The 26,511-nt window shown below is 31.5% G+C and carries 21 protein-coding genes and 1 pseudogene (1 of these 22 cut by a window edge); 14 read left to right on the plus strand and 8 right to left on the minus strand.

From position 1 onward, the window contains the following. A pseudogene (locus tag ACKTTV_RS14130) lies at positions 1-106 on the minus strand (DUF779 domain-containing protein); it reaches 226 nt to the left of the window's first position. Between the two features lie 237 nt (positions 107-343). Then, positions 344-1,840: an aldehyde dehydrogenase family protein gene (locus tag ACKTTV_RS14135; protein WP_408031496.1), complete on the minus strand. Its 1,497-nt coding sequence runs from the start codon at positions 1,838-1,840 to the stop codon at positions 344-346. A gap of 173 nt (positions 1,841-2,013) precedes the next feature. Here ACKTTV_RS14135 and ACKTTV_RS14140 point away from each other — a divergent pair, with 173 nt between their 5' ends. The 5 genes from ACKTTV_RS14140 (at position 2,014) to ACKTTV_RS14160 (ending at position 7,101) form a co-directional block, all read left to right on the plus strand. After that, positions 2,014-2,931 carry an AraC family transcriptional regulator gene (locus ACKTTV_RS14140; RefSeq protein ID WP_408031497.1) on the plus strand — a complete coding sequence of 306 codons (918 nt, stop codon included), beginning with the start codon at positions 2,014-2,016 and terminating at the stop codon, positions 2,929-2,931. A 24-nt stretch (positions 2,932-2,955) separates the two neighbouring features. Continuing rightward, positions 2,956-3,732, plus strand: coding sequence for a sulfite exporter TauE/SafE family protein (locus tag ACKTTV_RS14145; RefSeq protein ID WP_408031498.1), 777 nt, complete (start codon positions 2,956-2,958; stop codon positions 3,730-3,732). Between the two features lie 272 nt (positions 3,733-4,004). Next, entirely contained in the window at positions 4,005-4,694 is a 690-nt protein-coding gene (locus ACKTTV_RS14150; RefSeq protein ID WP_408031499.1) for an energy transducer TonB, read from the plus strand. 532 nt (positions 4,695-5,226) lie between these two features. Beyond that, positions 5,227-5,895, plus strand: a complete 669-nt coding sequence (locus tag ACKTTV_RS14155; RefSeq protein WP_408031500.1) for an energy transducer TonB — start codon at positions 5,227-5,229, stop codon at positions 5,893-5,895. Between the two features lie 489 nt (positions 5,896-6,384). Beyond that, positions 6,385-7,101, plus strand: a complete 717-nt coding sequence (locus ACKTTV_RS14160) for an energy transducer TonB (protein WP_408031501.1) — start codon at positions 6,385-6,387, stop codon at positions 7,099-7,101. A gap of 45 nt (positions 7,102-7,146) precedes the next feature. On the opposite strand, the gene ACKTTV_RS14165 is transcribed toward ACKTTV_RS14160, so the two are convergent. Continuing rightward, on the minus strand, positions 7,147-10,425 hold the full coding sequence (locus ACKTTV_RS14165) for a VCBS repeat-containing protein (RefSeq protein ID WP_408031502.1): 3,279 nt from the start codon (positions 10,423-10,425) through the stop codon (positions 7,147-7,149). 223 nt (positions 10,426-10,648) lie between these two features. Here ACKTTV_RS14165 and ACKTTV_RS14170 point away from each other — a divergent pair, with 223 nt between their 5' ends. Then, the gene (locus ACKTTV_RS14170; protein ID WP_408031503.1) at positions 10,649-12,694 is read left to right on the plus strand and encodes a thioredoxin domain-containing protein; all 2,046 of its coding nucleotides are present in this window, start codon (positions 10,649-10,651) and stop codon (positions 12,692-12,694) included. Positions 12,695-12,758: 64 nt separating this feature from the next. On the opposite strand, the gene ACKTTV_RS14175 is transcribed toward ACKTTV_RS14170, so the two are convergent. After that, a complete protein-coding gene (locus ACKTTV_RS14175; protein ID WP_408031504.1) occupies positions 12,759-13,229 on the minus strand; it encodes a Dps family protein in 471 nt (156 codons plus the stop codon). Positions 13,230-13,345: 116 nt separating this feature from the next. Between ACKTTV_RS14175 and ACKTTV_RS14180 the strand changes: the two genes are divergently transcribed. Further along, positions 13,346-14,287: a hydrogen peroxide-inducible genes activator gene (locus ACKTTV_RS14180; protein WP_408031505.1), complete on the plus strand. Its 942-nt coding sequence runs from the start codon at positions 13,346-13,348 to the stop codon at positions 14,285-14,287. A 90-nt stretch (positions 14,288-14,377) separates the two neighbouring features. Here ACKTTV_RS14180 and ACKTTV_RS14185 read toward each other — a convergent pair whose 3' ends face one another. Beyond that, positions 14,378-16,270, minus strand: a complete 1,893-nt coding sequence (locus ACKTTV_RS14185; protein ID WP_408031506.1) for a SulP family inorganic anion transporter — start codon at positions 16,268-16,270, stop codon at positions 14,378-14,380. A 146-nt stretch (positions 16,271-16,416) separates the two neighbouring features. On the opposite strand from ACKTTV_RS14185, the gene pyrR reads away from it, so the two are divergent. Genes pyrR through ACKTTV_RS14210 form a run of 5 tightly spaced genes read left to right on the plus strand, consistent with a single transcriptional unit; the run spans position 16,417 to position 19,564 of the window. After that, positions 16,417-16,968 (plus strand): bifunctional pyr operon transcriptional regulator/uracil phosphoribosyltransferase PyrR, encoded by a 552-nt coding sequence (gene pyrR, locus ACKTTV_RS14190; protein WP_408031507.1) that lies wholly within the window; start codon positions 16,417-16,419, stop codon positions 16,966-16,968. 27 nt (positions 16,969-16,995) lie between these two features. Further along, positions 16,996-17,928: an aspartate carbamoyltransferase catalytic subunit gene (locus ACKTTV_RS14195; RefSeq protein ID WP_408031508.1), complete on the plus strand. Its 933-nt coding sequence runs from the start codon at positions 16,996-16,998 to the stop codon at positions 17,926-17,928. Between the two features lie 2 nt (positions 17,929-17,930). Beyond that, a complete protein-coding gene (locus tag ACKTTV_RS14200; protein ID WP_408031509.1) occupies positions 17,931-18,263 on the plus strand; it encodes a hypothetical protein in 333 nt (110 codons plus the stop codon). 36 nt (positions 18,264-18,299) lie between these two features. Beyond that, the gene (locus ACKTTV_RS14205) at positions 18,300-18,623 is read left to right on the plus strand and encodes a T9SS type A sorting domain-containing protein (RefSeq protein ID WP_408031510.1); all 324 of its coding nucleotides are present in this window, start codon (positions 18,300-18,302) and stop codon (positions 18,621-18,623) included. Further along, a complete protein-coding gene (locus ACKTTV_RS14210; protein ID WP_408031511.1) occupies positions 18,623-19,564 on the plus strand; it encodes a ribonuclease Z in 942 nt (313 codons plus the stop codon). The genes ACKTTV_RS14205 and ACKTTV_RS14210 overlap by 1 nt, the downstream gene beginning before the upstream one ends. 42 nt (positions 19,565-19,606) lie before the next feature. Here the strand turns inward: ACKTTV_RS14210 and ACKTTV_RS14215 are convergent, their stop codons facing one another. Both ACKTTV_RS14215 and ACKTTV_RS14220 read right to left on the minus strand, forming a co-directional pair. After that, positions 19,607-19,948, minus strand: a complete 342-nt coding sequence (locus tag ACKTTV_RS14215; protein WP_408031512.1) for a hypothetical protein — start codon at positions 19,946-19,948, stop codon at positions 19,607-19,609. Positions 19,949-19,967: 19 nt separating this feature from the next. After that, a complete protein-coding gene (locus tag ACKTTV_RS14220) occupies positions 19,968-20,333 on the minus strand; it encodes a CoA-binding protein (RefSeq protein WP_408031513.1) in 366 nt (121 codons plus the stop codon). 93 nt (positions 20,334-20,426) lie between these two features. Between ACKTTV_RS14220 and ACKTTV_RS14225 the strand changes: the two genes are divergently transcribed. Both ACKTTV_RS14225 and ACKTTV_RS14230 read left to right on the plus strand, forming a co-directional pair. Beyond that, positions 20,427-22,820 carry a TonB-dependent receptor domain-containing protein gene (locus ACKTTV_RS14225; protein ID WP_408031514.1) on the plus strand — a complete coding sequence of 798 codons (2,394 nt, stop codon included), beginning with the start codon at positions 20,427-20,429 and terminating at the stop codon, positions 22,818-22,820. A 183-nt stretch (positions 22,821-23,003) separates the two neighbouring features. Continuing rightward, positions 23,004-25,394, plus strand: a complete 2,391-nt coding sequence (locus ACKTTV_RS14230; RefSeq protein ID WP_408031515.1) for an outer membrane beta-barrel protein — start codon at positions 23,004-23,006, stop codon at positions 25,392-25,394. Positions 25,395-25,465: 71 nt separating this feature from the next. Here ACKTTV_RS14230 and ACKTTV_RS14235 read toward each other — a convergent pair whose 3' ends face one another. Beyond that, a complete protein-coding gene (locus tag ACKTTV_RS14235; RefSeq protein WP_408031516.1) occupies positions 25,466-26,473 on the minus strand; it encodes a 3-oxoacyl-ACP synthase III family protein in 1,008 nt (335 codons plus the stop codon). Positions 26,474-26,511: the final 38 nt, after the last annotated feature.

Below are 26,511 nucleotides of genomic sequence, written 5' to 3' on the forward strand. Positions count from 1 at the left end.
ATCCATCGCAGCAGCCTCCACTTTGATGAAATATTAAATCTCCATGTTTTTCCTTTAATTCTTGCACTATTGCTTTGGCTTTCTCTGTAATTGCTATTCGTTTCATAAAGTTCAAATTTGATTTTTAACCTTTTCATAAGGTATTCCATATCATTTTCTTCTACTAATTACATTTGTTACTCATAATCTTTCTAAGTAAAAAAAGGCTGAATAATAACTATTCAACCTTTCTGGGGTCCTTTTTACATTTTAATATAAATCACTATCTACCTAAAAAATAGATTTATAAAGACTTTCATATAAAATGATTTTTTACATTAAAAGATGTATAAACAATTTTCCTCTAAAAGAACCCCAATTTATTCTTATCATATGATATCAACATATTTTTAGTTTGACGATAATGATCCATCATCATCACATGTGTTTCCCTTCCAAAACCAGATTTTTTGTAGCCTCCGAATGGTGCATGAGCTGGATAAGCATGGTAGCAATTACCCCAAACACGTCCTGCTTTTATTTCTCTTGGAATTTGATATAATTGATGGGCATCACGTGTCCAAACACCAGCTCCTAAACCATAAAGTGTGTCATTTGCTATTTCAAGAGCTTCAGATTCATCTTTAAATTTCGTTACACACACAACTGGTCCGAAAATCTCTTCTTGAAATATTCTCATTTTATTATGACCTTCTAATATAGTTGGCTGAATGAAAAACCCTTTAGACAAATCACCATCCTTATTTGCTTCTCCCCCACACAATACTTTGGCTCCTTCTTCAACACCAATTTTAATGTATGATTGAATTTTTTCATATTGATCATTTGATGCCTGTGCTCCAACCATGGTATTTACATCATATGGATCTGCCTGTATAATTGCTTTGGTTCTTTGAACAACCCTTTCCATAAACGCATCATAAATATCTTCTTGAACCAACAAACGAGACGGGCAGGTACAAACTTCTCCTTGATTAAAAGCGAACAATACTGCACCTTCTATTGCCTTATCAAGAAAAGCATCATCTTCGTCCATAACACTATTAAAGAATATGTTCGGAGATTTTCCTCCTAACTCCATAGTTACGGGGTTTAAATTTTTGGAAGCATACTGCATAATTAATTGTCCAGTCGTAGTTTCTCCCGTAAAAGCAACTTTATCTATTTTCGAACTTGATGCAAGTGGTTTTCCCGCCTCTGGTCCAAATCCATGTATAATGTTTAAGACACCAGGAGGAAATACATCCGCTATTTTTTCTAAGAGTAACGTTGCCGAAGATGGTGTTTGCTCAGCTGGTTTAAGCACAACACAGTTTCCTGTTGCTAAAGCCGGAGGCAATTTCCAAGACAACATTAATAAAGGAAAGTTCCAAGGTATAATTTGTCCAACCACCCCCAATGGCTCTTTTATATTCATAGATAAGGTATTGGCATCTAACTCCGTTGCGGTTCCTTCTTCTGCTCTAATACAAGCTGCAAAATATCGCCAATGATCAACTGATAATGGCACATCAGCATTTAAAGTTTCACGAATGGGTTTACCATTGTCACATGTTTCAACTAGTGCAAACTCTTCCAAGTTTGCCTCAATAACATCAGCAACTTTATTCAAAAGGGTTGCTCGTTCAGTAGCCGAAGTTTTTCCCCATGAATCTTTTGCTGCATTGGCAGCATCAACTGCCAGTTCAACATCTTCTTTTTGAGATCTTGGATATTTTGCGATGACACTTCCGTCTATTGGAGATGTATTTTCAAAATACTCCCCACCAACAGGAGACACAAATTTTCCATTAATAAAATTCTCATACTTATCTTTAAATGTAGGTTTTGAATATTGCATAGATCAATAGCTTTTAAATTAACGATTCGCTATTTTAAATCCGTCTTTATACGAATAAAACAACATTTGTAAAGATATTTTACCAATCACAAAATGAAATGAACATATTTATTAATTCATTGAACATATCTATCATATTTTTCTTTTATCCTTTATATTTCGTAATATTGTGTATGAACCCATTGTTAAGTCAGCATACAAAACAGAGAAAGCTTACTACTCTAATTGAAAATAGAACTACCTATAATGCGGAATTTGCAGAGTTAAATATTTTCGAAACACATAGCTATGCTGAAAAGGTTTCATTAACTTTTGATTTCCCAATTATAGCAAGTATGTTATCTGGAAAAAAAAGAATGTATTTACCTAACACCCCATCTTTTGATTTTATTCCTGGAGAATCTGTTGTAATGCCTTCCAATAGAGAAATGATTATTGATTTTCCTATTGCCACCAAAGAATCACCTACACAATGTTTAGCTTTAGGAATTGATGCGCAGAAAATTGAAGAAGTAGTTTATAACTTTAATCAATCTGTGGCAATTGAAAATGAAAACAATCAATGGAGTTTAAGTGAACAGTGCTCACACTTGTTACACAATGAAGATATAAACCATTTGGTTTCTAGATTAACACATACCTTTATTCAAAATAGCTCTTCTAAAGATGTTTTGTTGAATTTAATGATTCAGGAACTAATTGTTAGATTACTTCAAACCAAAGCCAAGTCACTAATTCTAAATGATAAAGACCAAACCTTTTCAGATACCCGAATTGGAACCGTAATTAAGTTTATCAAAGAAAACTTAACTAATAAGAATATTACCGTTGACTTGTTAGCAAAGAAAGCTTATATGAGTGCTTCACATTTTCACAAACAGTTTAAGAATACTTTAGGTGTTTCTCCAATTGATTATATTAATGCTGAGAAGATCAAGTTTTCAAAAAAACTAATGAGGGAGTATAAAAACTATAGAATGTCGGAAGTTGCTTTCAAATCAGGTTTTAACAGTACTAGCTATTTTAACAGGCAATTTAAAAAAATGGAGTTAATGACTCCTCAACAATTTAAAAAATCGATTCTACTTTAGTATTTTTAGGCTTTTTAAGAATCTATGACCTTAACTTTAGTGACCGACCTTTTTATTCATCACTGGTATCTAATACTTTTATTCTTTGCAATTGCAGTTATTTATTCTTCTGTAGGTTTTGGTGGAGGCTCTAGTTACTTAGCAGTTTTAGCATTAACTGGTATGGTCTATTCACAGATTCGTGCCACTTCTTTATTATGTAATATTCTTGTTGTTTCCGGAAATGTATTTTTATATATGAAACACCACAAGTACAACTGGAAAAAAGTTATTCCTTTGGTTGTTTTTAGCATTCCTTTAGCATTTATAGGTGGTTACTTAAGAATTAAAGAAACCTCTTTCTTTATTTTATTAGGTATTACGCTTCTATTCGCTGCTATTGTTATGTGGAAATCTCAAAAAATCGTCTCAAGTGAAATAAAAAAAGAAATGAACATCTCAAAAAATGCATTCTATGGAGGTACAATTGGTTTTATTTCTGGAATTGTGGGTATAGGTGGTGGTATTTTCTTAGCTCCTTTTTTGCATTTAATAAATTGGGACACTCCAAGAAAAATTGCTGCGACCGCCAGTTTTTTCATTTTGGTTAATTCGATTAGCGGTTTGGTAGGGCAATTTTCAAACCCTGATTTTCAAATAGAATGGTTTCTTACTTCAATTTTATTAGTAACTGTATTCTTAGGAGGTATTTTGGGAAATCGCCTAAGCAATAAGCTACTAAGTCCCATCAAATTAAAAAAAGCTACAGCTATCCTTATAGCCTTTGTTAGTTTAAGAATATTATGGAAATCATTCCTTTAATTCTAACTTTGTGCTTCATCTACACTTATCTACACAAAAAAACAAACACCATTTACAACAATAAAACCACCATTTAAACACATAAAATTACCACACATACATATTTTAAGTAGTTGATCTTTTTTTTCATCTATAGTTAAATGCAATTCATCGATTATATAAAACAGGTTAACTATAAAAAAAAATAAGACTGAAGTACTATTCTATATTTGAAACTAATTACAAGACCCCCCGGTAAGATTTACCATTAAAATCTAAAAGAAGTACGGTTTATGTTGAATAGAGTAATAATATTAGTTTTTTGTTTTGTAATCCAACAAAATTTCGCTCAACATTGTTCTGAAGAAAGTACAGAACAAGTAGATGTGAATTCAATTTCTTCAATTGAAAAATGTAAAGTAGAGGATAACAATGATACTACTTCTTCAAAAGACTTTTCTCTAAACAATAGATATTTAAAAAGAAGAAAAAACTCTAGTAAAAACTTATTAACTATCATCACAAAAGAGGATAAAGAACATAATTCCGTTGAAAATTTAGAATTAACAAGTATTAGGAAAAATATAAATAGTTTAGCCAATTCAATTTACAAAACAAACAAAGAAGACGTAATTTCTTTTTCAGAGGTAGACCATGTTCCTGTTTTTACCAATTGCAATGGGGGATATGAAGATGCGACAAACTGTTTCAATGATAAAATGCAAGAACATATTAATATGAACTTCACTTATCCTGAAGCAGCCTTAGAAAATAAAATGGAAGGAGTTGTTTTGGTAAGTTTTATAATTGATATCGAAGGAGATGTAACTGACATTAAAACCATTTCTTCTCAAAATAATGAGATATTGAAAAAAGAAGCTGTACGTATTATTTCAATGCTACCAAAATTCATTCCCGGAAAAACAAATAACAAAAATATAAATGTACTTTATAGTTTTCCTATGGAGTTCAAAATAAACTAAAATCAGCATGTACTAAAAGATTCCCATTTTAACACATAACATGATGATTTAGCAAATCCCCTTAATTAATCCCCTATTTTTTCCCCTTCCCCCCTTTTTTCCCCCCCTCCTTAACATAAAAAATGGAATGAGATATTGACCTGACTACCCTTATCAATTTCTGTCCATGAATATTCCGTATTATTCTTGCCTCATGAGTTACTCAACCAACTTTTACAATAGCTAATTTTAGGACAATACTTCAAAATCAATTCATCTACCTTTCATCTACAAATCCATTTACAGTTAAAAACAAGCCATTTATACATAAAAAACAACACCATGTAACCAAAAACAACCTTTTAACGTTTTTTTCGTCTATAGTTAAATGCAACTCACCGATCATCTGAGTCCAATCATCTATAAAAAAATTAAATTTTAAAACAATAATATATATTAGAGTGTATAATCAAGTCCCCAGCAGGTAACACCATTAAAATTTAAAGAAGCAGGATTTATGTTGAAAAGAGTAATAATATTAATGTTTTGTTTTGTGATCCAACAAAACTTTGCTCAGCACTGTTCAAGTGAGCAACCTGAGCAAGTTGATGCTAATTCAATTTCTATGGAGAAATGTAAGGCTGGTGATACTGACAATGATGATACTACTTCTTCGAAAGACTTTTCTTTAAACAACAGGTATTTAAAAAGAAGAAAAGGCACGACAAGCAAAAATTTATTGGCTGATATTAACGAAGGTAAAAACCCTAACCAATCAGTAGAAAGTGTTGAGTTAGTAAACATAAAACAGAATATTAATAGTTTGGCTTCTTCTATCATGAAAACTTCTGAAGAAAGCGCTATACCTTTTTCTGAAGTTGACAATGTGCCATTATTTACTGAATTTGATGAAGACTCTGAAGATCCATACAATTCTTTTAATATAAAAATGCAAGAACATATTAATGACTATTTTAATTATCCTGAAGAAGCATTAGAAAATAAAATGGAAGGTACGGTTTTAGTGAGTTTCGTTATCGATGCAAATGGAAACATAACAAACATTAAAACTATTTCTCCTCAGAATACTGAAATACTCAAGAAAGAAGCTGTTAGAATTGTCTCAATACTTCCTAAATTCATTCCTGGAAAACAAGATGGTAAAAATGTAAACGTTACTTATAGCTTTCCTATGGTGTTTAAAATTGATTCATCGAATTGATAAAAATAGACCAGAGCTACAAAATAATTTATAATTTCTTTCTCCAAGAATATATAAGCAATTCAGTATCGTTATCATCAAATAAACTATCCCATATTAAAAGATTCCCATTTTTAATTTTTCGATACTGATATACGCGAATCCCCTTTCTCAAAACTTCCCTCTCCTTTTTGATGAGGGATTTTTAGTATCAAATTCTAAGCTTTCAATTGCAATTCTACCAACTACTCTCTGAATTTCAGTATATCTCCAAAAATCATCAAAACCAATAATACCTAAAAACAAACAATCTACACATATAAAAAGCTATTTCACACACAATCAAACCATCCCTTTCTTTTTTCGACCTTCATTAAATGCAACTCACCGATCATATTAGTTTAACTGGCTATAAAAAAGATTTACATGGTAATACTCTTTTATATTTGAAATAAGTTATGAGATATTCTTTGTAAGGAATATCATTAAAAATTAAAAGAAGTACGACTTATGTTGAAAAAAGTAATATTAATATTGTTTTGTTTTGTGGTTCAGCAAAACTTCTCTCAGCACTGTTCTGAAGAAAGTGCAGAACAAGTTGATGTGAATTCAATTTCTTCTATAAGTAAATGTAAAGTAACAGAAAAGGAAAGTGAAAAAAATGCTACTTCTAATGATTTTTCATTAAATACAAGATACCTTATTAAAAGAAAAAGAAGTAACAAAAATAGAAGCTTAGTTTCAGAAATTATCAATGAAAATAATGAACAAAACTCTGTTGAAGACCTTGAACTAGCCAATATAAAAAAGAACATCAATAGTCTTGCTACTTCAATAACGAAAACATCTGAAGAATATACTATTTCTTTTTCAGAAGTAGACAGTATTCCTTTATTTCCAAGATGCGATCAAAACTCTGACGATCAAAACAATTGTTTTAATAATAACATGCAAGAACACATAAACAAGAACTTTGTATACCCAGAAGAAGCCTTGGATAACAAATTAGAAGGTGTTGTTTTAGTAAGCTTTGTAATTAATACGGAAGGAAATGTTACTAATATTAAAACAATTTCTTCTAAAAATACCGAAGTATTAAAAAAAGAAGCAGTTCGTATTATATCATTATTACCAAAATTTATTCCTGGAAAAAGTAATAGCAAAAATGTAAACGTTACATACAGCTTCCCTATGGAGTTTAAAATTGACACTGCCAATCAAATATAATAACGATGTACTAAGCTACATCTAAAAAGTTTATTTACTTGTATACTAAATCTTTTCAAGAAGTTTAATCTCATCATTTTTACATAAAACTAGCACATAGTTTTTATTTGAAATAGCTATAGACTTTAGCGCCTTTACTTCTAATTCATCGAAAATATTTAAAGCCTCTGCCTTTAAGATATCTCCTTTTTGATTTAGTAAATACCCTTTATTACCATCATACCTTACAGTTTCCACTTCCGCTTCATAAACGGATCCAGCTCCTAAAATTAAGTTCTCTTTGCTGGTAGAATTACTCAAAGAAATAAAACTTGTTGTTGGTCCAAATTGTGATTGTGTAGGCAACTTCTTTAACTCAAATGAAAAATCACCTTTATTTTTTAATACAAAAGAACTAAAATCATTTGCTTCAAAATGAATTGAATTCTCTAAAGCCATTGCCCCGTATATATCCGATAAACTGGCACTTGCAAATTGTTTGTACGTTTTAAATTTTGCATTTAGCATGGGTAGTTGTTCGGATGAACATTCTTTTCCTCTAACTGGAAGTAGCCCTCCGTCTTTTGTTGCTTTACTTAAAACAACATCAACATTCTTATTTTTGTCGAAATCATTTGCATAAATATGAAGTGGTTTATCTACTGTTGGTTTAAACTTATTGTTATCGCCTATATTCCCAATTAGAAAATCCATATTCCCATCAGAGTCAACATCGTTTGCGTATACAGAATAATGCCACCCCGTCGTATTTAATACTGTATCTGAAATTCTCTCGAACTTTCCTTTGTTATTTTTAAAGACAGCTATTGGCATCCATTCTCCCACAATAATTAAATCAATAAATCCATCCTTATCAATATCGTTAAACACAGCATCATTTACCATGTTTATTCCATCTATGTCATCTATTAACTCAGAAGTTACATCAATTAACTTTCCGTTTTCATTTTTCAAGCATTTTAAAGGATAAGCTGATGGATATTTCCCTGGTACAACACCTCCTCCGACAAAAACATCTATATCTCCATCATTATCAAAGTCAATAGATTTAACAATAGAGCTAACCATTTTTATTGGAGTATGATGTTTTTCTGATCTCGTAAAATTGCCCAGTCCGTCATTTAAATATATTCTATCTATCAGATCATCACTATTCAAATCATCTTCATAACTTCCACTAGCAACATACAAATCAAGATCTCCATCAGAATCAAGATCAAAAAATTCAGCAGAATTATCCTCATATTTCGAATCCTTTGCAAACGAAGTTTTACTACTTTCTTTGAATACTCCATTAGCCGTTTGTATATACAACTGCGCAATACTTCCTTTTCCATTACCTACAAAAAAATCATCTAATTCATCCCCATTAACGTCTCCTACACATAAAGCTTTTCCCTTTTCACTTTGTTTTTGAGGTAACAGTAATTGCTTTCCATAATCATTGAATAACCTATCATTATGTTTAAAACTTATCCCGAAATCACTTCCATTTAAAAGCTTAAAACCAGAGGATTCAACATCTTTATTTATACCATCTTTTGCTTCTTCTTCACTTAGCCTTAAGAACTGATTCTTCTCAATATTTTTCAAGCTTGATACTCTTCCAGACGGCCAATACACAAACAAACTATCCACCAAATCTTTATTTCCAATACCAAAATGTAATAAAGGACTCACCGAAGATTGAAACCCTCTACTGGGGTATGATTGTTGACTTTGAATATTTCCATCTAAAAATAGCTTCACTTTGGCTCCAATAGCTTGCTTATTCTTATTTATGCCTTTTAAAGAGATGTTTAGAAAGTTATTAGTTTGAGTATTTTTATAAACACTAGCTTCCTCCATTTGATTATTAACCACTAAATCCAGATCACCATCATTATCTAAGTCTGCATAAGCAACACCATTGGAATTAATAGCTTCATTCATTCCCCAAATATCATTTGCTGGTTTAAAAACATATCCATTAGAATTTCTAAAAACTTGGTTCGGAATTTTTGTAGAAGGCATCATAGCAATAGCTTCTTCCAGAGTCACCTTCTTTCGATTCATAATATTGGTTCTCATTTGATTTCTAAAATCTTGATTCGAAAGATCATGGTATATTCCGTTTGTAACCAACAAATCCTTATAGCCATCATTATCAAAATCGGCTAATAGTGGTGACCAACTCCAATCTGTTTTGGAAATACCTGATAATTGCCCAATTTCACCAAATACCCCTTCTCCTAAGTTTAGCTGAAGCATATTTGACATGTATTGATAATGGTAACCTTCATCTACAAGCCTCTGAAAATTGGCTGTGCTCATAGTAGCCATATTCTCTTTACTTCTTTTATGATCTGAAGAAACCATATCTACCACCACCAAATCGAGTTTATTATCATTATTAACGTCAGCAAAATCCGAGCCCATACTGTTGGCTGTAATATGCTCAAATGTAGAATTTACAGTATTCTTAAATGTTCCATCTCCATTATTAAGATATAGGAAATCGGCATCTAAAAAATCGTTAGCTACAAAAATGTCTTCCCAACCATCATCATTGAAATCACCAATTGCAGCACTCAGTCCCCATGCTTTGTTTGTTATATTCGCTTTTTGAGTAACATTTACAAACTTTCCATTGATATTTTCGAATAATTCATCTGTCATTAAAGGGTGAACATTATTCTTTATAGAAGCTTCAATATTTGTATTGTTTCTAAAGTCGGCTCTATGGTTTACAAGAAATACATCAATATCACCGTCCTTATCATAATCCAAATAATAAGCTTGGGTTGAAAAGGCTGGGGAATCTAATCCATATTCTTTTGCACTTTCCTTAAAAGTACCGTCCTGTTTATTAATAAAGAGTTTATTCCTTCTAAGATTGTTATCCTGCAAAGAGCCTGATTTACATACATAAATATCCAACCATCCATCTTGATTAATATCTATCATAGAAACTCCTGTTGTCCAACCTTGAGCATCTTCAACTTTTGCTGATATTGTTATGTCTGAAAATTCAAAATCCCCTTTATTTAAATACAACTTATTTGAACCTTGATTAGAACTAAAATAAACATCCTCTAAACCATCGTTATTAATATCACCTACAGCTACTCCACCTCCATTATACACATAAGGATAATTCAAGAAGTTAAAGTATAGGGTCTCCTCAAAGTTATTCTTAAAATTTATATTCGTTTTTTCTTTACCTAGCTTTTTAAAAAGATAATTCGATGAAACCTGTTCTTTATCTTTTTTTGTTAATGTATTATTCTTACAACCTGTAAAAATTAAAAGTAATAATGTTAAAAAAGATAAAGATGCCCTCATATGTAGTTTTAGTTTGTTTGTTGTAAAGCCCACTAAATTAAGAATATTCTTGATGTTCTTTTAATCTTATTCCTAAAAAACCAAGAATACCCGACAAATAACTAAATCAAAAGTATCAACTCAATTACTTGACGTATTTTAATTCTTGTAGATTTTAAGTATATCTTCATTTTTTATATTTTCGTTCATTATGACAAACTACGCATATTCAAAAGTTTTTTCATTGATACTATTATTGGGTCTTTTACTTTCCATTAGTTGTTCGGAAAAAGCTAAAAAAAGTAGCTCTTTCAATAATTCAAAAAATACTTTGGCCAGTGAGTTAAGTCCTTATTTAAGAAAACATTCTGACGATCCCGTTTTCTGGAATACGTGGAATGATGAAAGCTTGACCTACGCTAAAGAAAACAACAAACTTATTATTTTAAGTATTGGTTTCTCTTCTTGTCATTGGTGTCATGTTATGGAAAAAGAAACTTTTGAAGATGAAAAAACTGCTAAAGTAATGAATGACAACTTTGTTAACATAAAAGTTGATAGAGAAGAAAGACCAGATATTGATCATTTATATATGAGCGCCTTGCAACTGATGACAGGAAAAGGTGGATGGCCTTTAAATGTTATTTTACTTCCCAACGGTCAACCAGTTTATGGAGGCACTTACCATTCTAAAAAGCAATGGAACTCAGTTTTAAAGAAGCTATTAGAATTATACAAAAACAAACCCGAAGAGTTAACTTCTTATGCTCAAAGTTTATCAGAAGGAATTAAATCGAATAATATCATAGAAGTTAAGAGTGAAGAATCAAGGTTTTCAAAGCAGGATTTTAATGACAAAATGACTTCTTGGAAATCTTCTTGGGATACTATTAACGGTCAAGAAATTGCAAAAGAAAAATTTATAAAAACAGGAAATTTAACCTTCTTAATGGACTATGCATATTTGTTTAAAGACACAAATGTTTCAAAACAAATAAAAACAACTTTAGACAAAATGTACGAAGGCGGAGTCTTTGATCATTTAGAAGGTGGTTTCTTTCGATATAGTACCGATAGTAAATGGTTGGTTCCCCATTTTGAAAAAATGCTTTACACCAATGCACAAACACTTAGTATTTACGCAAATGGTTATTTAAAATATAAGGATTTAAGATATAAATATGTAATAGAAAAAACCGTTCAATTCTTAGAACAAAACATGCTAAATTCAAATGGAGGCTATATTTCTTCTATTGATGCTGATAATGAAGGAAAAGAAGGAGCATATTACATATGGAATAAACAAGAATTAAAAGAGATACTTGGTGCAAGTTACAAGGAGTTTTTGAAGAGCTACAAACTTACGCCTATAGAAAAGGAAAGAAATACTTATATTTTATCAAAAAACTCTTATGATCCATCCATTTCTAAAGAGAAATTAGAATGGGTTAATCTTTTAGTAAATAAAAGAAAACAGCGTACTCCTCCAAATAGAGACATAAAAAAAATAACCTCATGGAATGCTTTACTCATTACTGGATATGCAGATGCCTATAGAGCATTACGAGATATAAAATACTTAGATTTGGCAGAATCTTTAGCTAAAGATTTGCATGCTCAAGCTTTTAAAAATGGAAAGCTAAAACACATATTCAATAATAACTCGAATAAAAAGGATGTTTTTTTAGAAGATTATGCTTACTTGATTTCCGCCTATTTAAAACTCTACAGTATTACTGGTAATTCCACTTATGCTACTTATGCTTCTGATCTGACAAAAATAGTCTTAGAAGATTTTACAGATACGAAAGATAACATGTTCACTTTTACAGAGAAATCAAAATTAGTTTCACCATTAGTAAAGTTGAGTGATGGCGTACTTCCTTCACCTAATTCTGTAATGGCCGAGAACCTTAAAAAATTAAGTATTCTTTATAGAAACCAAGTATATGGAGATCGATTTTCTAAAATGATGACAACAATAACGCCCTATTTAAAGGAAGATTTTTCCAATTATTTGAAATGGGGTAATCTTCATTTACAAGAGTTATTTCCTCTTAAAGAAATTATTATTGTAGGAACAGAAGCTAAACGTAAATCTAGAGAGTTTCAAAACACCTACTTCCCTAATACATTAACTTACTTTACAAGAGAAAATTTCTCAAATTCACTTCCTGTATTTAAGAACAAGTACGTCGAAGGTGAAACCTATATTTACATTTGCGAAAAAGGCTTCTGTAAACTTCCTGTTACATCGGTTAAAAAAGCTAAAGAAATGCTAAACTTATAAAAATCAAAAAGAGGTAACGTATTAATGTTACCTCTTTGCTTCCCCCTAAAAAATGGATATGAGCTTAGCCTAACCAAGCATTCATCATCCATAATGTTTTTTCTTGTTCTGAAATAAAATCGCTCATCATTGAGTTTGTTCCTTCATCATCTGCCTCATCTGATAACTCAAGTATTGCACGCTCTATTTTTAATAATTCTGCTAAAGAATCCACTATTAATTTAACAGCTTGCTCATCATTAGAAATATCTTTACCTACTGGTACCGATGCCAAAGCTTCATAATCAGCGAAAGTATGTAAAGGAGTACCTTGCAGTGTTAAAATTCTTTCAGCAATTAAATCTACTTTTTCCTGAGCATCTGTATAAAACTCCTCAAATTTTAAATGTAATTCAAAAAAGTTCTTCCCCTTAATATTCCAGTGTAAACCTCTTGCATTTTGGTAATATACTTGAAAGTTAGCAAGTAACGTATTTAACTCTTTTACTAACTCTTCTGTTTTGTTTTTATCTAATCCTAATATTGAAATTGCCATATTTTGTTGATTTTATGTTTACTAGTTTTTCTATGTCAAAATTACCTCAAATTAACATGTTTATGATATAAATTATATTGATTGTTTTAATATCTTTATCAAAAAATATTATAGGAATGACTATTACGCAATTGAAATATACATTAGCGGTTGCAGAGTATAAAAACTTTACCGTGGCAGCTGAAAATTGTTTTGTTACGCAACCCACGTTGAGTATGCAAATACAAAAACTCGAAGAAGAATTAGATGCCAAAATTTTCAATAGATCAAAAAAACCAATCGAACTTACAGAGGTAGGAAAACGTATTGTTGAACAGGCCAAAGTTATTGTTGACGAAAGCAATAGAATTGTTGATATTGTTCACCAACAAAAGGGATACATTGGAGGAGAATTCAAATTAGGTATTATCCCAACAATTATGCCTACTCTTTTACCTATGTTTTTAAAAACCTTCAATAAAAACTATCCTAAAGTTCAACTAATTATTGAAGAACTTACTACTGAAGAAATCATTAGAAAGCTAACAGATGGCTATATTGATGCCGCCATTGCGGCGACTCCATTAGAAAATGAAGCCATTAAAGAACGTGTTTTATATTATGAGCCTTTTGTTGGATTAATTCCTGAAGAACATAAACTATATCAAAAAAATAAGATAACTGTTGATGAGTTAAATGTGGAAGATATTTTACTATTAGAAGATGGCCATTGTTTTAAAGATAGTGTTCTAAACATTTGTAGATCGCCTAAAACTAGTAAGAACATCCATTTTCAATTAGAAAGTGGAAGTTTTGATACTCTGATTAAACTTTCTAAAGATGGATTAGGAATGACACTACTACCTTATTTAAATACTTTAGATTTAAACGACCGAGACAAAGCACACTTAAGAGAATTTGAAACGCCTCCTCCAGCAAGAGAGGTTAGTTTAATCTATCACAAATCACAGCTTAAAATGCAGCTTATTGAAGCACTAAAAAGTACCATTGACGGAGTTGTAAGAGGTGCTATTGCTTTCAGCGATGTAGAAATTATAAGTCCACTAAATAAAGCATAAAATAAAAACTCCCGCAATTGCGGGAGTTTTTATTTTATTATGATGTTTGAACAATTTTTAAGAGTTAAACTCTTCGCTATTCTCCTACAATTAAAACTCATATTCAGATAAAGGTTTCGGGAACTTTTCAGGATTTTCAGCTAAGTGATATCTCGGATCATCAATATCTTCTTCAATTATATTATGAAACTTTTCACTTGCTTTATACATTAACACTTTACAATCTTCACTCAAATGCTTCAATACAACCTTCTTCCCTGCTGTTTCGTATTTTTCTACCAAATTAAAAATAGCTTCAATCGCGGAATGATCAGAAACTCTAGATTCCACAAAATCAATCTCTACTTTCTCTGGATCGTTTTTAATATCGAACTTTTCATTAAAAGCTGTAATACTTCCAAAGAACAATGGTCCCCAAATTTCATATACTTTCGTTCCGTCGGCTTTCATTCTCTTTCTTGCTCTAATTCTCTTAGCATTTTCCCAAGCAAATACTAAAGCTGAAATAATCACCCCAACAAATACCGCAATTGCTAAATCAAATACAACCGTTACTGCTGATACAATAATTAACACAACAGCATCCGATACAGGTATTTTATTCATTATTCTAAAACTTGACCAAGCAAAAGTTTCTATTACCATCATAAACATTACGCCTACTAAAGCTGCAATAGGAACTTGTTCAATATATTTATCTGCAAAAAGAATGAAAATTAAAAGTGTTACAGCCATCATTACACCTGACAAACGACCTCTACCACCGGCATTAATATTAATTACAGTTTGACCAATCATACCGCAACCACCAGTTCCACCGAACAAACCACTCACTATATTTCCAGCTCCTTGCGCTACACATTCCTTATTTCCATTACCACGCGAATCTGTTAACTCATCAACTAAATTCATAGTCATTAAAGTTTCAATTAATCCAACTGAAGCTGCTAAGAATGAATATGGAGCAATAAATTTTAACGTATCTAAATTAAAAGGTAGATTACCCCACAACTCTGCTAAATTTAATTTTTTAGATAACTCATCGAAACCATTTAAACCGGCTCCTCCTCCATCACGAATAAAGTCTCCTACATTAATAGATTCAATCCCTCCAAAAACAACAATAAATGTGATAATTAATATAGCAGTTAACGCGGCAGGAACCTTTGTTGTTAATTTTGGTAATCCCCAAACAATTAACATGGTTAACAATACTAGACCAATCATTGTGTATAATTTGGTTCCTTGCATGGTCGATTTTACAACACCTTCATCTTTTACCGAATAAAATCCTTCATCTCCAACGTTAAAAATAACTTTCTTAGTATTTACATCAAAAACCTGTCCTTCTGACATCAAGAACATTTCTTTATTCGTCCCATTATTAAAAACTGATTTATCTTTTATTGTAAAAATAGTATTGTTTGAAGCAATATCTTTTACTTCCGTTCCTTCTATCTTATACACTAATTCTTTATTCTCAGTTTTTCTTTTATTTTGACCAAAAATATCTTTAGAATTCTCCTTGAACATTCCTAATTGTGCCATAAAAATCACAATAGCCAATCCGTTTACAAATCCCATCATAACAGGATGAGGAATTAAACGAACAAATTTTCCTAATTTGAAAACTCCTGCTAGCACTTGAATAATTCCCATTAAAACAACTGCAGCAAGTAAATAGAAATACCCCATATTTTCAACAGGTGTATCAAATAAGAGTCCTTTTGCATGACCTTCCTGAATCATATGTACAAAAATTACAGCTACTGCTCCCGCTGCTCCAGAAATAAGACCAGGTCTTCCTCCAAAGATCGCCGAAATGATTCCAACAACAAAAGCTCCAAATAAAGCAACTATAGGACTTATCTGTGCAACAAAGGCGAAAGCCACCACTTCAGGTATCATTGCCAAAGAAACGGTAATTCCAGCTAAGGAATCATCCTTTATCTTAATCTTCTTATTTTTAATGTATTTCATCATAATGTTACGAGACTTTTCTAAAAGTTGGCAAATGTAAAGATAATTTTACTGATATACTTTTATGTTTCATTAACTTTAATTTTGCTACACTATTTTTTTGTAGTAATTTTGAACGTTGAAACTATCAAACAAATTTGGTAGCAACAATGAGCAGAAAAATACTACTTACTTCAAAAGAAATTGAAATCATTCTGCATCGATTAGCGTGTCAGTTAATCGAAAACCACAACGATTTTTCTAATACCGTTTTGATAGGACTTCAACCAAGAGGCACCTTTTTAGCAAAACGTTTGGCTGAATTATTAAAGAATGATTATTCAATTACTGATTTACAGTTAGGGTTATTGGATATAACCTTTTACAGAGATGATTTTAGAAGAAGAGACGAACCTTTGGAAGCAACATCAACTCAAATAGATTTCCTTATTGAAGGGAAAAAAGTTGTGTTTATTGATGATGTTTTATATTCTGGGAGAAGTGTTCGTTCGGCTTTAACCGCTATTCAATCTTATGGAAGACCAGAAAGCATTGAACTTTTGGTTTTAATAGATAGAAGGTTTAGCCGCCATTTACCAATACAACCGAATTATAGGGGTAGACAAGTTGATGCCATTAACGAAGAAAAAGTTGCTGTGCATTGGAAAGAAACCCACGAAAAAGACGCTATTTATATTGAAACCAAGCAAAAGCTTGATTAACCTTATGATTAAAAAATTACCTTAAGAATGAAGCAGTTAAGTGTAGAACATTTATTAGGCATTAAGTACTTAAATCAAACAGATTTAGAACTTATTTTTGAAACTGCCTCTCATTTTAAAGAAGTTATTAATAGACCTATTAAAAAGGTACCTTCATTACGTGATATTACTATTGCTAATCTGTTTTTTGAAAATAGTACTCGTACCAAATTATCCTTTGAACTTGCTGAAAAAAGGTTATCTGCAGATGTAATCAATTTCTCTGCAGGACAATCTTCAGTTAAAAAAGGAGAAACCTTAATTGATACTGTAAACAATATACTTTCAATGAAAGTTGATATTGTTGTAATGCGTCATTCAAATGTTGGTGCAGGGATTTTTCTATCTAAGCATGTCGATGCTAAAATAGTAAATGCAGGTGACGGAACTCATGAACATCCAACCCAAGCATTACTGGATAGTTTCTCAATGAGAGAAGCGCTTAACAGTAATTTAAAAGGAAAAAAAATTGTAATTGTAGGTGATGTTTTACATTCGCGTGTAGCTCTTTCAAATATTTTTGCTTTACAATTACAAGGAGCTAAGGTTAAAGTTTGTGGTCCAACTACATTAATTCCAAAATACATTACAAGTTTAGGTGTAGAAGTGGAAACAAACTTGAAAAAGGCGCTAGAATGGTGTGATGTTGCCAACGTACTTCGTGTTCAACACGAAAGAATGGCCATCAAATATTTCCCATCAACAAGAGAATACACGCAATTATTTGGTATTAATAAGGAAATATTGGATAATGTAGGTAAAGATATTGTAATCATGCACCCAGGACCGATCAACAGAGGAGTAGAATTAACTAGTGATGTTGCTGATAGCGATCAATCAATTATATTAAATCAGGTTGAGAATGGTGTTGCTGTAAGAATGGCTGTAATATATTTGTTAGCTCAACAAATTAAGAGATAGTGATGAAAATAGTACAGAAGGATCATTATAAATTGGTTAGTTCAGAAGAAACTTCTTTTGATGATTTCTTAAAAAATTTCGAGCAAGAATATGAAAATCTCAAAGATTCACATATTGTTTTAGAAATTTCTTCTGAAAATAATTTTACTGAACAAAATATTTTGCTATTTTTGAAATACGCTGATATTCAAAGAGAAAATGGCATGTCTTTTGTAGTTATCAAAAAGGGTGTAGAAGTTGATAATTTCCCTGAGAACTTTAATATAGTTCCAACCTTAATTGAAGCAGAAGATGTAATTGAGATGGAGGATATTCAACGTGATTTAGGTTTTTAACTATTAATTTATTCATCACCCCCTAATGAATTATATATGATAAAAAAATTACTCTTCTTTATATTGTTTTCGGTTTCGGCGATTATATACGCCCAGGAAACTCATTCACTTAAAAGTTTGGGAACTCACCCAAACCCATTTAATTTTGAAACTAAAATTTCTTTTATATCTGAAAAAACACAGCCTGTTATTTTAACTGTTAAAAATATTTTAGGAAAAACCATTTTAGCTAAAGAGATTAAAGCTGAAAGAGGAAAAAACAGCATTACTTTTAGAAGGAATGATTTAAAATCGGGCATGTATATTTATTCTATTCAGACAAGTGAAGAGGTACATTCAAAACGACTTGTTATAAGGTAATGGATTTAAATCTTACGATATTGGGATGTCATTCAGCTACACCTCGTGCTAATGCCTTTCCAACCTCTCAATATTTAGAAATTAATAATCGTCACTTTTTAATTGATTGTGGAGAAGGAACGCAAAGACAAATGCGTAAATATAAAATAGGCTTTTCTAAAATAAACCACATTTTTATTTCTCACCTTCATGGCGATCATTTTTTCGGTTTAATAGGACTTATTTCAACATTTGGAATTCTAAATAGAGAAAAACCTCTTCATATATATGGTCCTAAAGGAATTAAAGAAGTAACTATCCTGCAATTAAAACTATCTAAATCATGGACAAAATATGATATTATTTTCCATGAATTATCATCTAAAGAAAGTGAAGTTATTTTTGAAGACGAAAAAGTAACCGTTAAGACAATCCCATTAGACCATAGGGTTTATACTAATGGTTTTTTGTTTACAGAAAAACCAAAACTGAAAAAACTTCATATTGAAAAAATCAAACAATATGATGAGATAGAAAAATGTGATTACAATAATTTAAAATCGGGAAAAGACTTTAAGCTTTCTTCTGGTGAAATTATTCCTAATAATCAATTAACTCTAGAACCTGACACACCGAAAAGCTTCGCCTTTTGTAGTGACACTTCGTATAAACCTGATATTGTTCCAATTATTAAAGATGTTGATGTTTTGTATCATGAAGCTACATTCTTAAAAGACAGAGAGGATTTGTGCGAAAAAACGAAGCATTCTACTGCCGAACAAGCTGCTTCTATAGCTGACCAAGCAAATGCAGGCAAACTTATTATCGGGCATTATTCTAGTAGATATAAAGATATTGCAGAGTTTAAAAAGGAGGCCGAAACAGTGTTCAGCAATGTTGAGTTGGCTGAAGCGGGTAAACGATATTCTATTAACTCCTACCCTATTGAAATTCTTAATTAATTGTTTTTAAGTACTAATTTTGGTAAAAAGGAAACCTTACTATTAAATATTTTTTTTGTAACTAACCAATAGTCTATCATCGCTTTCAATTCCAATTCCCAAATCGGTTACTTCTTCATTATAAATCCATGTTAAGTAGTAAACTTCCGATTTAAATAAAATTTCCAACTCCAACTTTGGTGATTCATTTCCACTTAAGTCCGTATAAACAATTTCGAAATTTCCCTCAAACTTTCTAGTTCCATTTAACTTTGTTAATCTTTTTGCTACACCTATCCCCTTTTGTAAGCTATTATTTTCGTTAAAAAGCCACTCAGCTTCAAGCCCTTTATGAGTTAAAGTATATATAACGCACCCTAAGTTGAGATTATTTTTATCAAACATTGTTATTATTATATATACACTAATTATATTGATTTATTGACAACAACACTAGGGTACACGCCTCTTCCACAAGTATATTGTTCGATCTTAGAATATTTATAAATTCAATATTTTCCGTTCCGGGGTTAAAAATAACTCTTCTAGGTTTTAAGTTCAATATATAGTCATAGTAGTCTTCTTGTATTTTAGGATTGATATATAAAGTTACAGTGTCTATATTTTTAAATAATTCTTTTTCATCCGAAATTTGAACTCCAGACACCTCTCCTTTACTTGCTCCAATAGCTAAAGTATTAACTTTATTTTCAACAAGTGACTTTATAGCTCTATTCGAATATCTTGATTCATTTAAAGAAGCTCCTAACACTAATGTGGTATTTTTCATATTGTTAATTATACGTTAAATTGGATTATTACAGTAACAAAAATACGACTTGGATTGTCTATTAAGCATTAAGACAATTCAAAAACTTACGAAATGAGAAGATTATTACTGTTATTTTTAGCCTTTATGAGCTTATTCTCCTATGGAAATGATTTACCCAAACCAGGAGTTATATCAGGAAAGGTTATTGATAAAACTACCAAAGAACCTTTACCTTATGTAAACATTATTATCAAAGATGCTGCCAAAAAATTAATAACTGGTGGTATTACTAACGAAAGTGGTGCATTCACTATAAAAAACATACCAAACGGGAACAACACCTTAGAAGTTCAGTTTATTGGATATAAAACGTATACAAAGTCAATTACGGTTAGTAAGAAAAATAAAAATATTCAATTAGGAACTATTCAATTAGAAGAAGATTCTACTACTTTAGAAGAAGTTGAAGTAAGAGCTGAAACTTCCACTGTTACGCAAAAAATAGATAGAAAAGTTATCAACGTAGGAAAGGACTTAACCTCTGCCGGAGCTACCGCTTCTGAATTATTAAATAACGTACAATCAGTTAGTGTAGATAGTCAAACAGGAGATATTAGTCTTCGAGGAAACGACAATGTAAGAGTTTTAGTTGACGGGAAACCTACAAATGTTCCAGCGGCCCAATTACTGAGACAATTACCTTCTTCTTCGATTAAAAGTGTTGAGTTAATCACCAACCCTTCAGCTAAGTATAACCCAGAAGGAATGAGTGGAATTATCAATATTATATTGAACAAGAATGCTAATATGGGCTTTAATGGATCTATTAATACAGGAGTTGAAGCTGGGCACTATGTTCGTTACAACGCCTCTACTAATATGAATTATAAAACTGGAAAAGTAAACTTTTTTGGGAACTATGGATTTAATGGAGGTGATCGTTATAATTTTGGTTTCGTTAACAGAGCAGGAATAAACAATCAAGATTTTGTTTTTATAAATGACAACGAATCTCACTTAGTGAAATTTGGTGCCGATATTTACTTAGACGACAAAAATACATTGTCATTTTATACCACTCAAAATTGGTTTGACAGTAATGCTAATGGACGAGTAGAAATTACTGACAACTCAGGTGTTCTTACTAACATATCTCCAAACTCACAATTATCAAATAGTAAAAATCAAACCTACAACGTTAACTATAAACACGATTTTGAGAAAAAAGGACATAATATTGAACTTGAAGCCACTTATTCGCAAAACGATACTCCCCAAGATCTATTTAATAGTGACCTAATTAACCCAAATGATGGATCTTTAAACTATTTTAATGATATATTCAATGATCGATCAAATACTTTGATCAACCTTGATTATACAAACCCTATTTCAGAAAATGGAAAATTAGAGCTTGGTCTTGAATATCGTGAAAATAACACCGATAACACAAACATCACAAACCAAACAGGATTTAACAATTCTTCTTTTTCTTACGACAGAAAGATTTATTCAGGATATGTTAATTACGGTCATCAGTTTGGAAAGCTAAGTATGCAATTAGGTGCAAGGATAGAGCAATTCAATATTGAGGGAATATTTAATCAAGAGACACAAGCTAGCCAAACGGTTACTGATGATATTTTTACAATATATCCATCTGCTTTCTTTACTTATAGCCCTTCTGAAAAGAATCAATTTCAGTTAAGTTATAGTAAAAGAGTTGATAGACCCAATATTCAACAGGTAAATCCAATTAGAGAGTGGAGTACTCCTTTAATTACTTCAGTAGGTAATGCAGAGCTACTTCCTCAATTTACAAATTCAATTGAGTTTAATTATACAAGAAAAATAAAAGGTGGATCTATTTCTTTTGGAAGTTTCTACAGAAATGTTAACGATGTGATTTCAAGAGTTACTTATAAAGATCCTAGTGATCCAAGTAATGTTCGCCAAATTCTAACTTTCCAAAATTTTGATGATACCGATTTTTATGGTTTAGAATTATCAACCAATTATAAAATCGCTAAATGGTGGAGAGCCAATGCTAGTGCCGAGTTTTACTCTCAAAAGCAATTTGGGACGGCCGACTTAAACAACCCTAACGCACCGAGATTAGAAGTACAAAACGAAGTATTCAGTGCACGTATTAGTAACAGTTTTACTGTATCTAAAAAATTACGTTTACAATTGTTTGCTATGTATAGAGGTACTGAAAAAGATATTCAATGGGAAGTATCTCCTATGAAAATGGTTAACATTGGAGCAAATTACAGTGTTTTAAAAGGAAAAGGGAATATTACATTCAGAGTAAACGATATTTTCAACACTATGAGGTTTCAATTCCAATCTGAAAATCCATTTACTCAAAATGGTCGATTCAAATGGGAAAGTAGAACTACGTATCTTGGATTCAACTATAGATTTGGTGGAGGTAAAAACCGTGCAAAATCAAGAAGAAAAAGAGATAATAACGAAAAACAAGGTGGAGGTGGTTTTATGTAATAAACCAAACTCACGTACAGAAAAGCTCCAGATATTTATTTATCTGGAGTTTTTTTTTTATTATTGTACAGTATTCTCCAATTTACTTGAGAATTTGTTACTCGGCTATATACTGCATAAGATATTGTTAATATCTCCCCACTATACTAATTATAAGTGTACTATTTCATTAGTTACCCTAAAATGAAAAGACTATTACTACTATTTCTATGTCTTAGTATATCTAAACTTGTTGCTCAGAAAAAAAACTTTGGTGAGGTTCATGGTTATATATACGAACAAACAAAGCAAATCGCTATTCCCTTCGCAAGTATAACACTTAAGTCGGAAGAAGGAGAGATTATAGCTGGAGTTGTTTCCAATAAAACTGGAAAATTTTCCCTAAAAAAAATTCCATTTGGAACTTACGTATTAGACGTCCAATTTATGGGGTTTGATTCACTTGTAAAGAACATAAATTTATCTAAGTCCAACGCTAAACTCCAACTAAACAAACTCTATTTAAAAGAAAGTAATGTTATCCTCGATGACGTTACAGTTAAAAAAGATGAAACCTATATTGTTCAAAAAATAGATAGAAAGGTTATTAATATAGGTAAAGATATTACCGCTACTGGAGCCAATGCATTACAAGTTTTACAAAATGCACCTTCCGTTAGTGTTGATGCACAATCTGGTAGTATCAGCTTGAGAGGAAATGAAAATGTTAGGATATTAATCAATGGAAAACCTTCCAATATGGATCCTGCTCAACTTTTAAGACAAACTCCTTCCACTTTATTAAAACAAATAGAAATCATTACCTCACCTTCTGCCAAATATAACCCGGAAGGAATGAGTGGGATTATAAATTTTATTTTGAAAAAAAATGCGGATGCAGGATTTAACGGAACTATCATGGTTGGATTGGAACACAGTAAACATACAAGACCCAATAGCTCCATTGATTTAAATTATAATACGGGTTCTATAAACCTATATGGAAATTATAGCAGCTACTTTGGGAAATTAAGAACCATTCAAAATATTGAAAGAGTTGACAAGTTTTTAACCCAAGATTTCGACTTTTTATATGATTATAATGACCACTCATTTAGAGTCGGTGCTGATCTATTTATCGATAAGAAAAACACAGTTTCGGTTTATACGTACCAAACTGTTAGTAGGAATTCTTTAAGTAATAATGCATTATTTCAGTCAGATACTGGTAATTTATATACGCCCAACATTTCGAACTACGACTTCTCAGAAAGGATTTATAATATTGATTATAAGCATACCCTGAAAAATGAAGGTAGTATTGAGCTGGAAGTCAATTATAGTGATTATAAAAATCCTGAAGAATCAATTAACCGCTTACCTCAAGATCCAAGTAATAGACTTTATCACTATAATAACGATATTGATGACACTCAAAAATCATGGCTTATCAATTTAGATTTTGAAAAAATCATTCTTGATAGTGTAAAACTTGAGACAGGACTTGAATATAGAAGTCAACTAATGCATAATAGTATTATTACAAATCAAGAAATTGAAGTAGGATCACCAGTAACTATTGTCCCTAGAGGTAATACCAACTTCAATTATGATCGTTTCATATATTCTGCATACTTCAATCTTAACAAAGAGTTTGGAAAGTTATCACTCCAAGCAGGAATGCGTTTTGAACAATACAATGTATTTGGTCTGTTTTCAAATACCGAGCAAATAGCTAATGTACCTTACTCTGATAAAGAGTTTAATATCTATCCATCAGTATTTGCTTCTTATGCTATCACAAGTAAAGATAATGTTCAACTTGCTTATAGCAGAAGAGTAGAAAGACCTTCATTTACGCAGGTAACACCTATACAAGAATGGGTATCTCCACTGACCACCTCGCAAGGAAATCAAAATTTGAGTTTACAATTTACTAATTCGTTTGAGATAAACTACACTAGAACAATTCCTAAAGGATACATAATTTTCGGAACTTTCTACAGACGACTTTCCAACAGAATTGGAAGAACAATTCAACAAAGTGAAACGAATCCTGACATTCAAATTATGTCATATGATAATTATGACTTTGCAGATAACTATGGTGTCGAACTTTCTGGTAGCTATAAGATTTATAAATGGTGGAATATTGTTCCTTCTGTAGAAGCCTACATTCAACAATCAGAAGGAATTATTAATAACCAAATGGAATCTGTAAAAAACACCTATTTTAAAACGGTTTTTCGAAACAGCTTTAAAATAAACAAGGGATTCAACGCTCAGTTAACCATTAATCACAGAGGTAGGAGAAAAAATATACAATTTGAGGTAGAACCTTTTACTACCGTTGATCTTGGAGCAAGTTTGAATATTTTAAATGACAAAGGAACTATTTCTATACGTGGAGCAGATATTTTCAATAATTTTAACTATAAATACTTTTCTGACAATCCTTTTCCTCAAAATGGAAGCTACAGTTTAGAAAATGACCTTTTTTATATTGGATTTAGCTATGCCTTTGGAGGTTCGGAAGGAAAAACAAGATCACGAAAAGAGAGAGACGATAATGAGTCCAGAGGTGGACTCTTTTAACAGACAAACCCCGAAGCAATTAATTGCTTCGGGGTTTGCTTTAAAACATATTTATTGGAATATACTCTTTCTTACCAACGAATCACAACCGATCCCCAGGTAAATCCACTACCAAAAGCAGCTAGTACTACCAAATCTCCATCATTAATCTTTCCGTTTTCCCATGCTTCTGTAAGGGCTATAATAACAGAAGCCGCTGTGGTATTACCGTACTTTTGTATATTATTGAATACTTTATCATCAGATAACTGGAATTTTTTCTGAATAAATTGCGCTATTCGTAAGTTTGCTTGATGAGGAATTAGCATGTCAATATCTTCCTTCTTTAAATTATTCGCTTGTAGTCCTTCAACAATAGCTTCCGAAAACCTAACAACCGCATGTTTAAAAACAAACTGACCATTCATATAAGGATAGTAAGAAACATCTTCTGGATCGTTCGCTTCCATTATTTCAGGAACCCATCTACCTGTAGATGGACCTTCTAAAGCTAGCTCCTTTGCATGCTTCCCTTCAGAATGTAAATGAGATGATAAAATTCCCTTACCTTCTTCTTCACAACGAGATAAAACGGCAGCTCCCGCTCCATCACCAAAAATTACAGTTACTCCTCTTCCCCTTGTCGATTTCTCTAGTCCACCAGAATGATTTTCAGAACCAATTACCAAAATGTTTTTATACATTCCAGTTTTAATAAATTGATCGGCTACAGATAAAGAATATATAAAACCAGAGCATTGATTTCTAACATCTAATGCTCCAATAGTTGGCATTCCTAACATATCTTGAACACGTACTCCACCTCCTGGGAAGTACATATCCGGACTTAAAGTAGCAAATATTATAAAGTCAATATCATCTTTTGTTAAACCAGCTCTTTCAATGGCTATTTCAGCTGCCTTTGCTCCCATTGAAGAAGTATTCTCACCAGTTTTGGGATCAATCCAACGACGTTCTTTAATTCCAGTTCGCTCTTGAATCCATTCATCACTTGTCTCCATCCACTGGGTTAAATCATCATTGGTCACCACGTTGTCGGGTACATAATACCCCAATCCTGTAATTTTTGAACTATACATAATTTTTTATGTTATTTTTTTACTTGTGTGCAAATTTT

The organism is Tenacibaculum xiamenense (assembly GCF_964513065.1).
GTDB classification, from domain to species: Bacteria; Bacteroidota; Bacteroidia; order Flavobacteriales; family Flavobacteriaceae; genus Polaribacter; species Polaribacter xiamenense.

Excerpts from the sequence above, each read along its gene's own strand:
- ACKTTV_RS14205 (WP_408031510.1), top strand. The coding sequence starts at position 18,300 with ATGATAAAAAAATTACTCTTCTTTATATTGTTTTCGGTTTCGGCGATT.
- ACKTTV_RS14185 (WP_408031506.1), bottom strand. The coding sequence starts at position 16,270 with ATGATGAAATACATTAAAAATAAGAAGATTAAGATAAAGGATGATTCC.
- ACKTTV_RS14175 (WP_408031504.1), bottom strand. The coding sequence starts at position 13,229 with ATGGCAATTTCAATATTAGGATTAGATAAAAACAAAACAGAAGAGTTA.
- ACKTTV_RS14195 (WP_408031508.1), top strand. The coding sequence starts at position 16,996 with ATGAAGCAGTTAAGTGTAGAACATTTATTAGGCATTAAGTACTTAAAT.
- ACKTTV_RS14165 (WP_408031502.1), bottom strand. The coding sequence starts at position 10,425 with ATGAGGGCATCTTTATCTTTTTTAACATTATTACTTTTAATTTTTACA.
- ACKTTV_RS14150 (WP_408031499.1), top strand. The coding sequence starts at position 4,005 with ATGTTGAATAGAGTAATAATATTAGTTTTTTGTTTTGTAATCCAACAA.
- ACKTTV_RS14145 (WP_408031498.1), top strand. The coding sequence starts at position 2,956 with ATGACCTTAACTTTAGTGACCGACCTTTTTATTCATCACTGGTATCTA.
- ACKTTV_RS14160 (WP_408031501.1), top strand. The coding sequence starts at position 6,385 with ATGTTGAAAAAAGTAATATTAATATTGTTTTGTTTTGTGGTTCAGCAA.
- ACKTTV_RS14180 (WP_408031505.1), top strand. The coding sequence starts at position 13,346 with ATGACTATTACGCAATTGAAATATACATTAGCGGTTGCAGAGTATAAA.
- ACKTTV_RS14235 (WP_408031516.1), bottom strand. The coding sequence starts at position 26,473 with ATGTATAGTTCAAAAATTACAGGATTGGGGTATTATGTACCCGACAAC.
- ACKTTV_RS14210 (WP_408031511.1), top strand. The coding sequence starts at position 18,623 with ATGGATTTAAATCTTACGATATTGGGATGTCATTCAGCTACACCTCGT.
- ACKTTV_RS14230 (WP_408031515.1), top strand. The coding sequence starts at position 23,004 with ATGAAAAGACTATTACTACTATTTCTATGTCTTAGTATATCTAAACTT.
- ACKTTV_RS14220 (WP_408031513.1), bottom strand. The coding sequence starts at position 20,333 with ATGAAAAATACCACATTAGTGTTAGGAGCTTCTTTAAATGAATCAAGA.
- ACKTTV_RS14215 (WP_408031512.1), bottom strand. The coding sequence starts at position 19,948 with ATGTTTGATAAAAATAATCTCAACTTAGGGTGCGTTATATATACTTTA.
- ACKTTV_RS14200 (WP_408031509.1), top strand. The coding sequence starts at position 17,931 with ATGAAAATAGTACAGAAGGATCATTATAAATTGGTTAGTTCAGAAGAA.
- ACKTTV_RS14135 (WP_408031496.1), bottom strand. The coding sequence starts at position 1,840 with ATGCAATATTCAAAACCTACATTTAAAGATAAGTATGAGAATTTTATT.
- pyrR (WP_408031507.1), top strand. The coding sequence starts at position 16,417 with ATGAGCAGAAAAATACTACTTACTTCAAAAGAAATTGAAATCATTCTG.
- ACKTTV_RS14225 (WP_408031514.1), top strand. The coding sequence starts at position 20,427 with ATGAGAAGATTATTACTGTTATTTTTAGCCTTTATGAGCTTATTCTCC.
- ACKTTV_RS14140 (WP_408031497.1), top strand. The coding sequence starts at position 2,014 with ATGAACCCATTGTTAAGTCAGCATACAAAACAGAGAAAGCTTACTACT.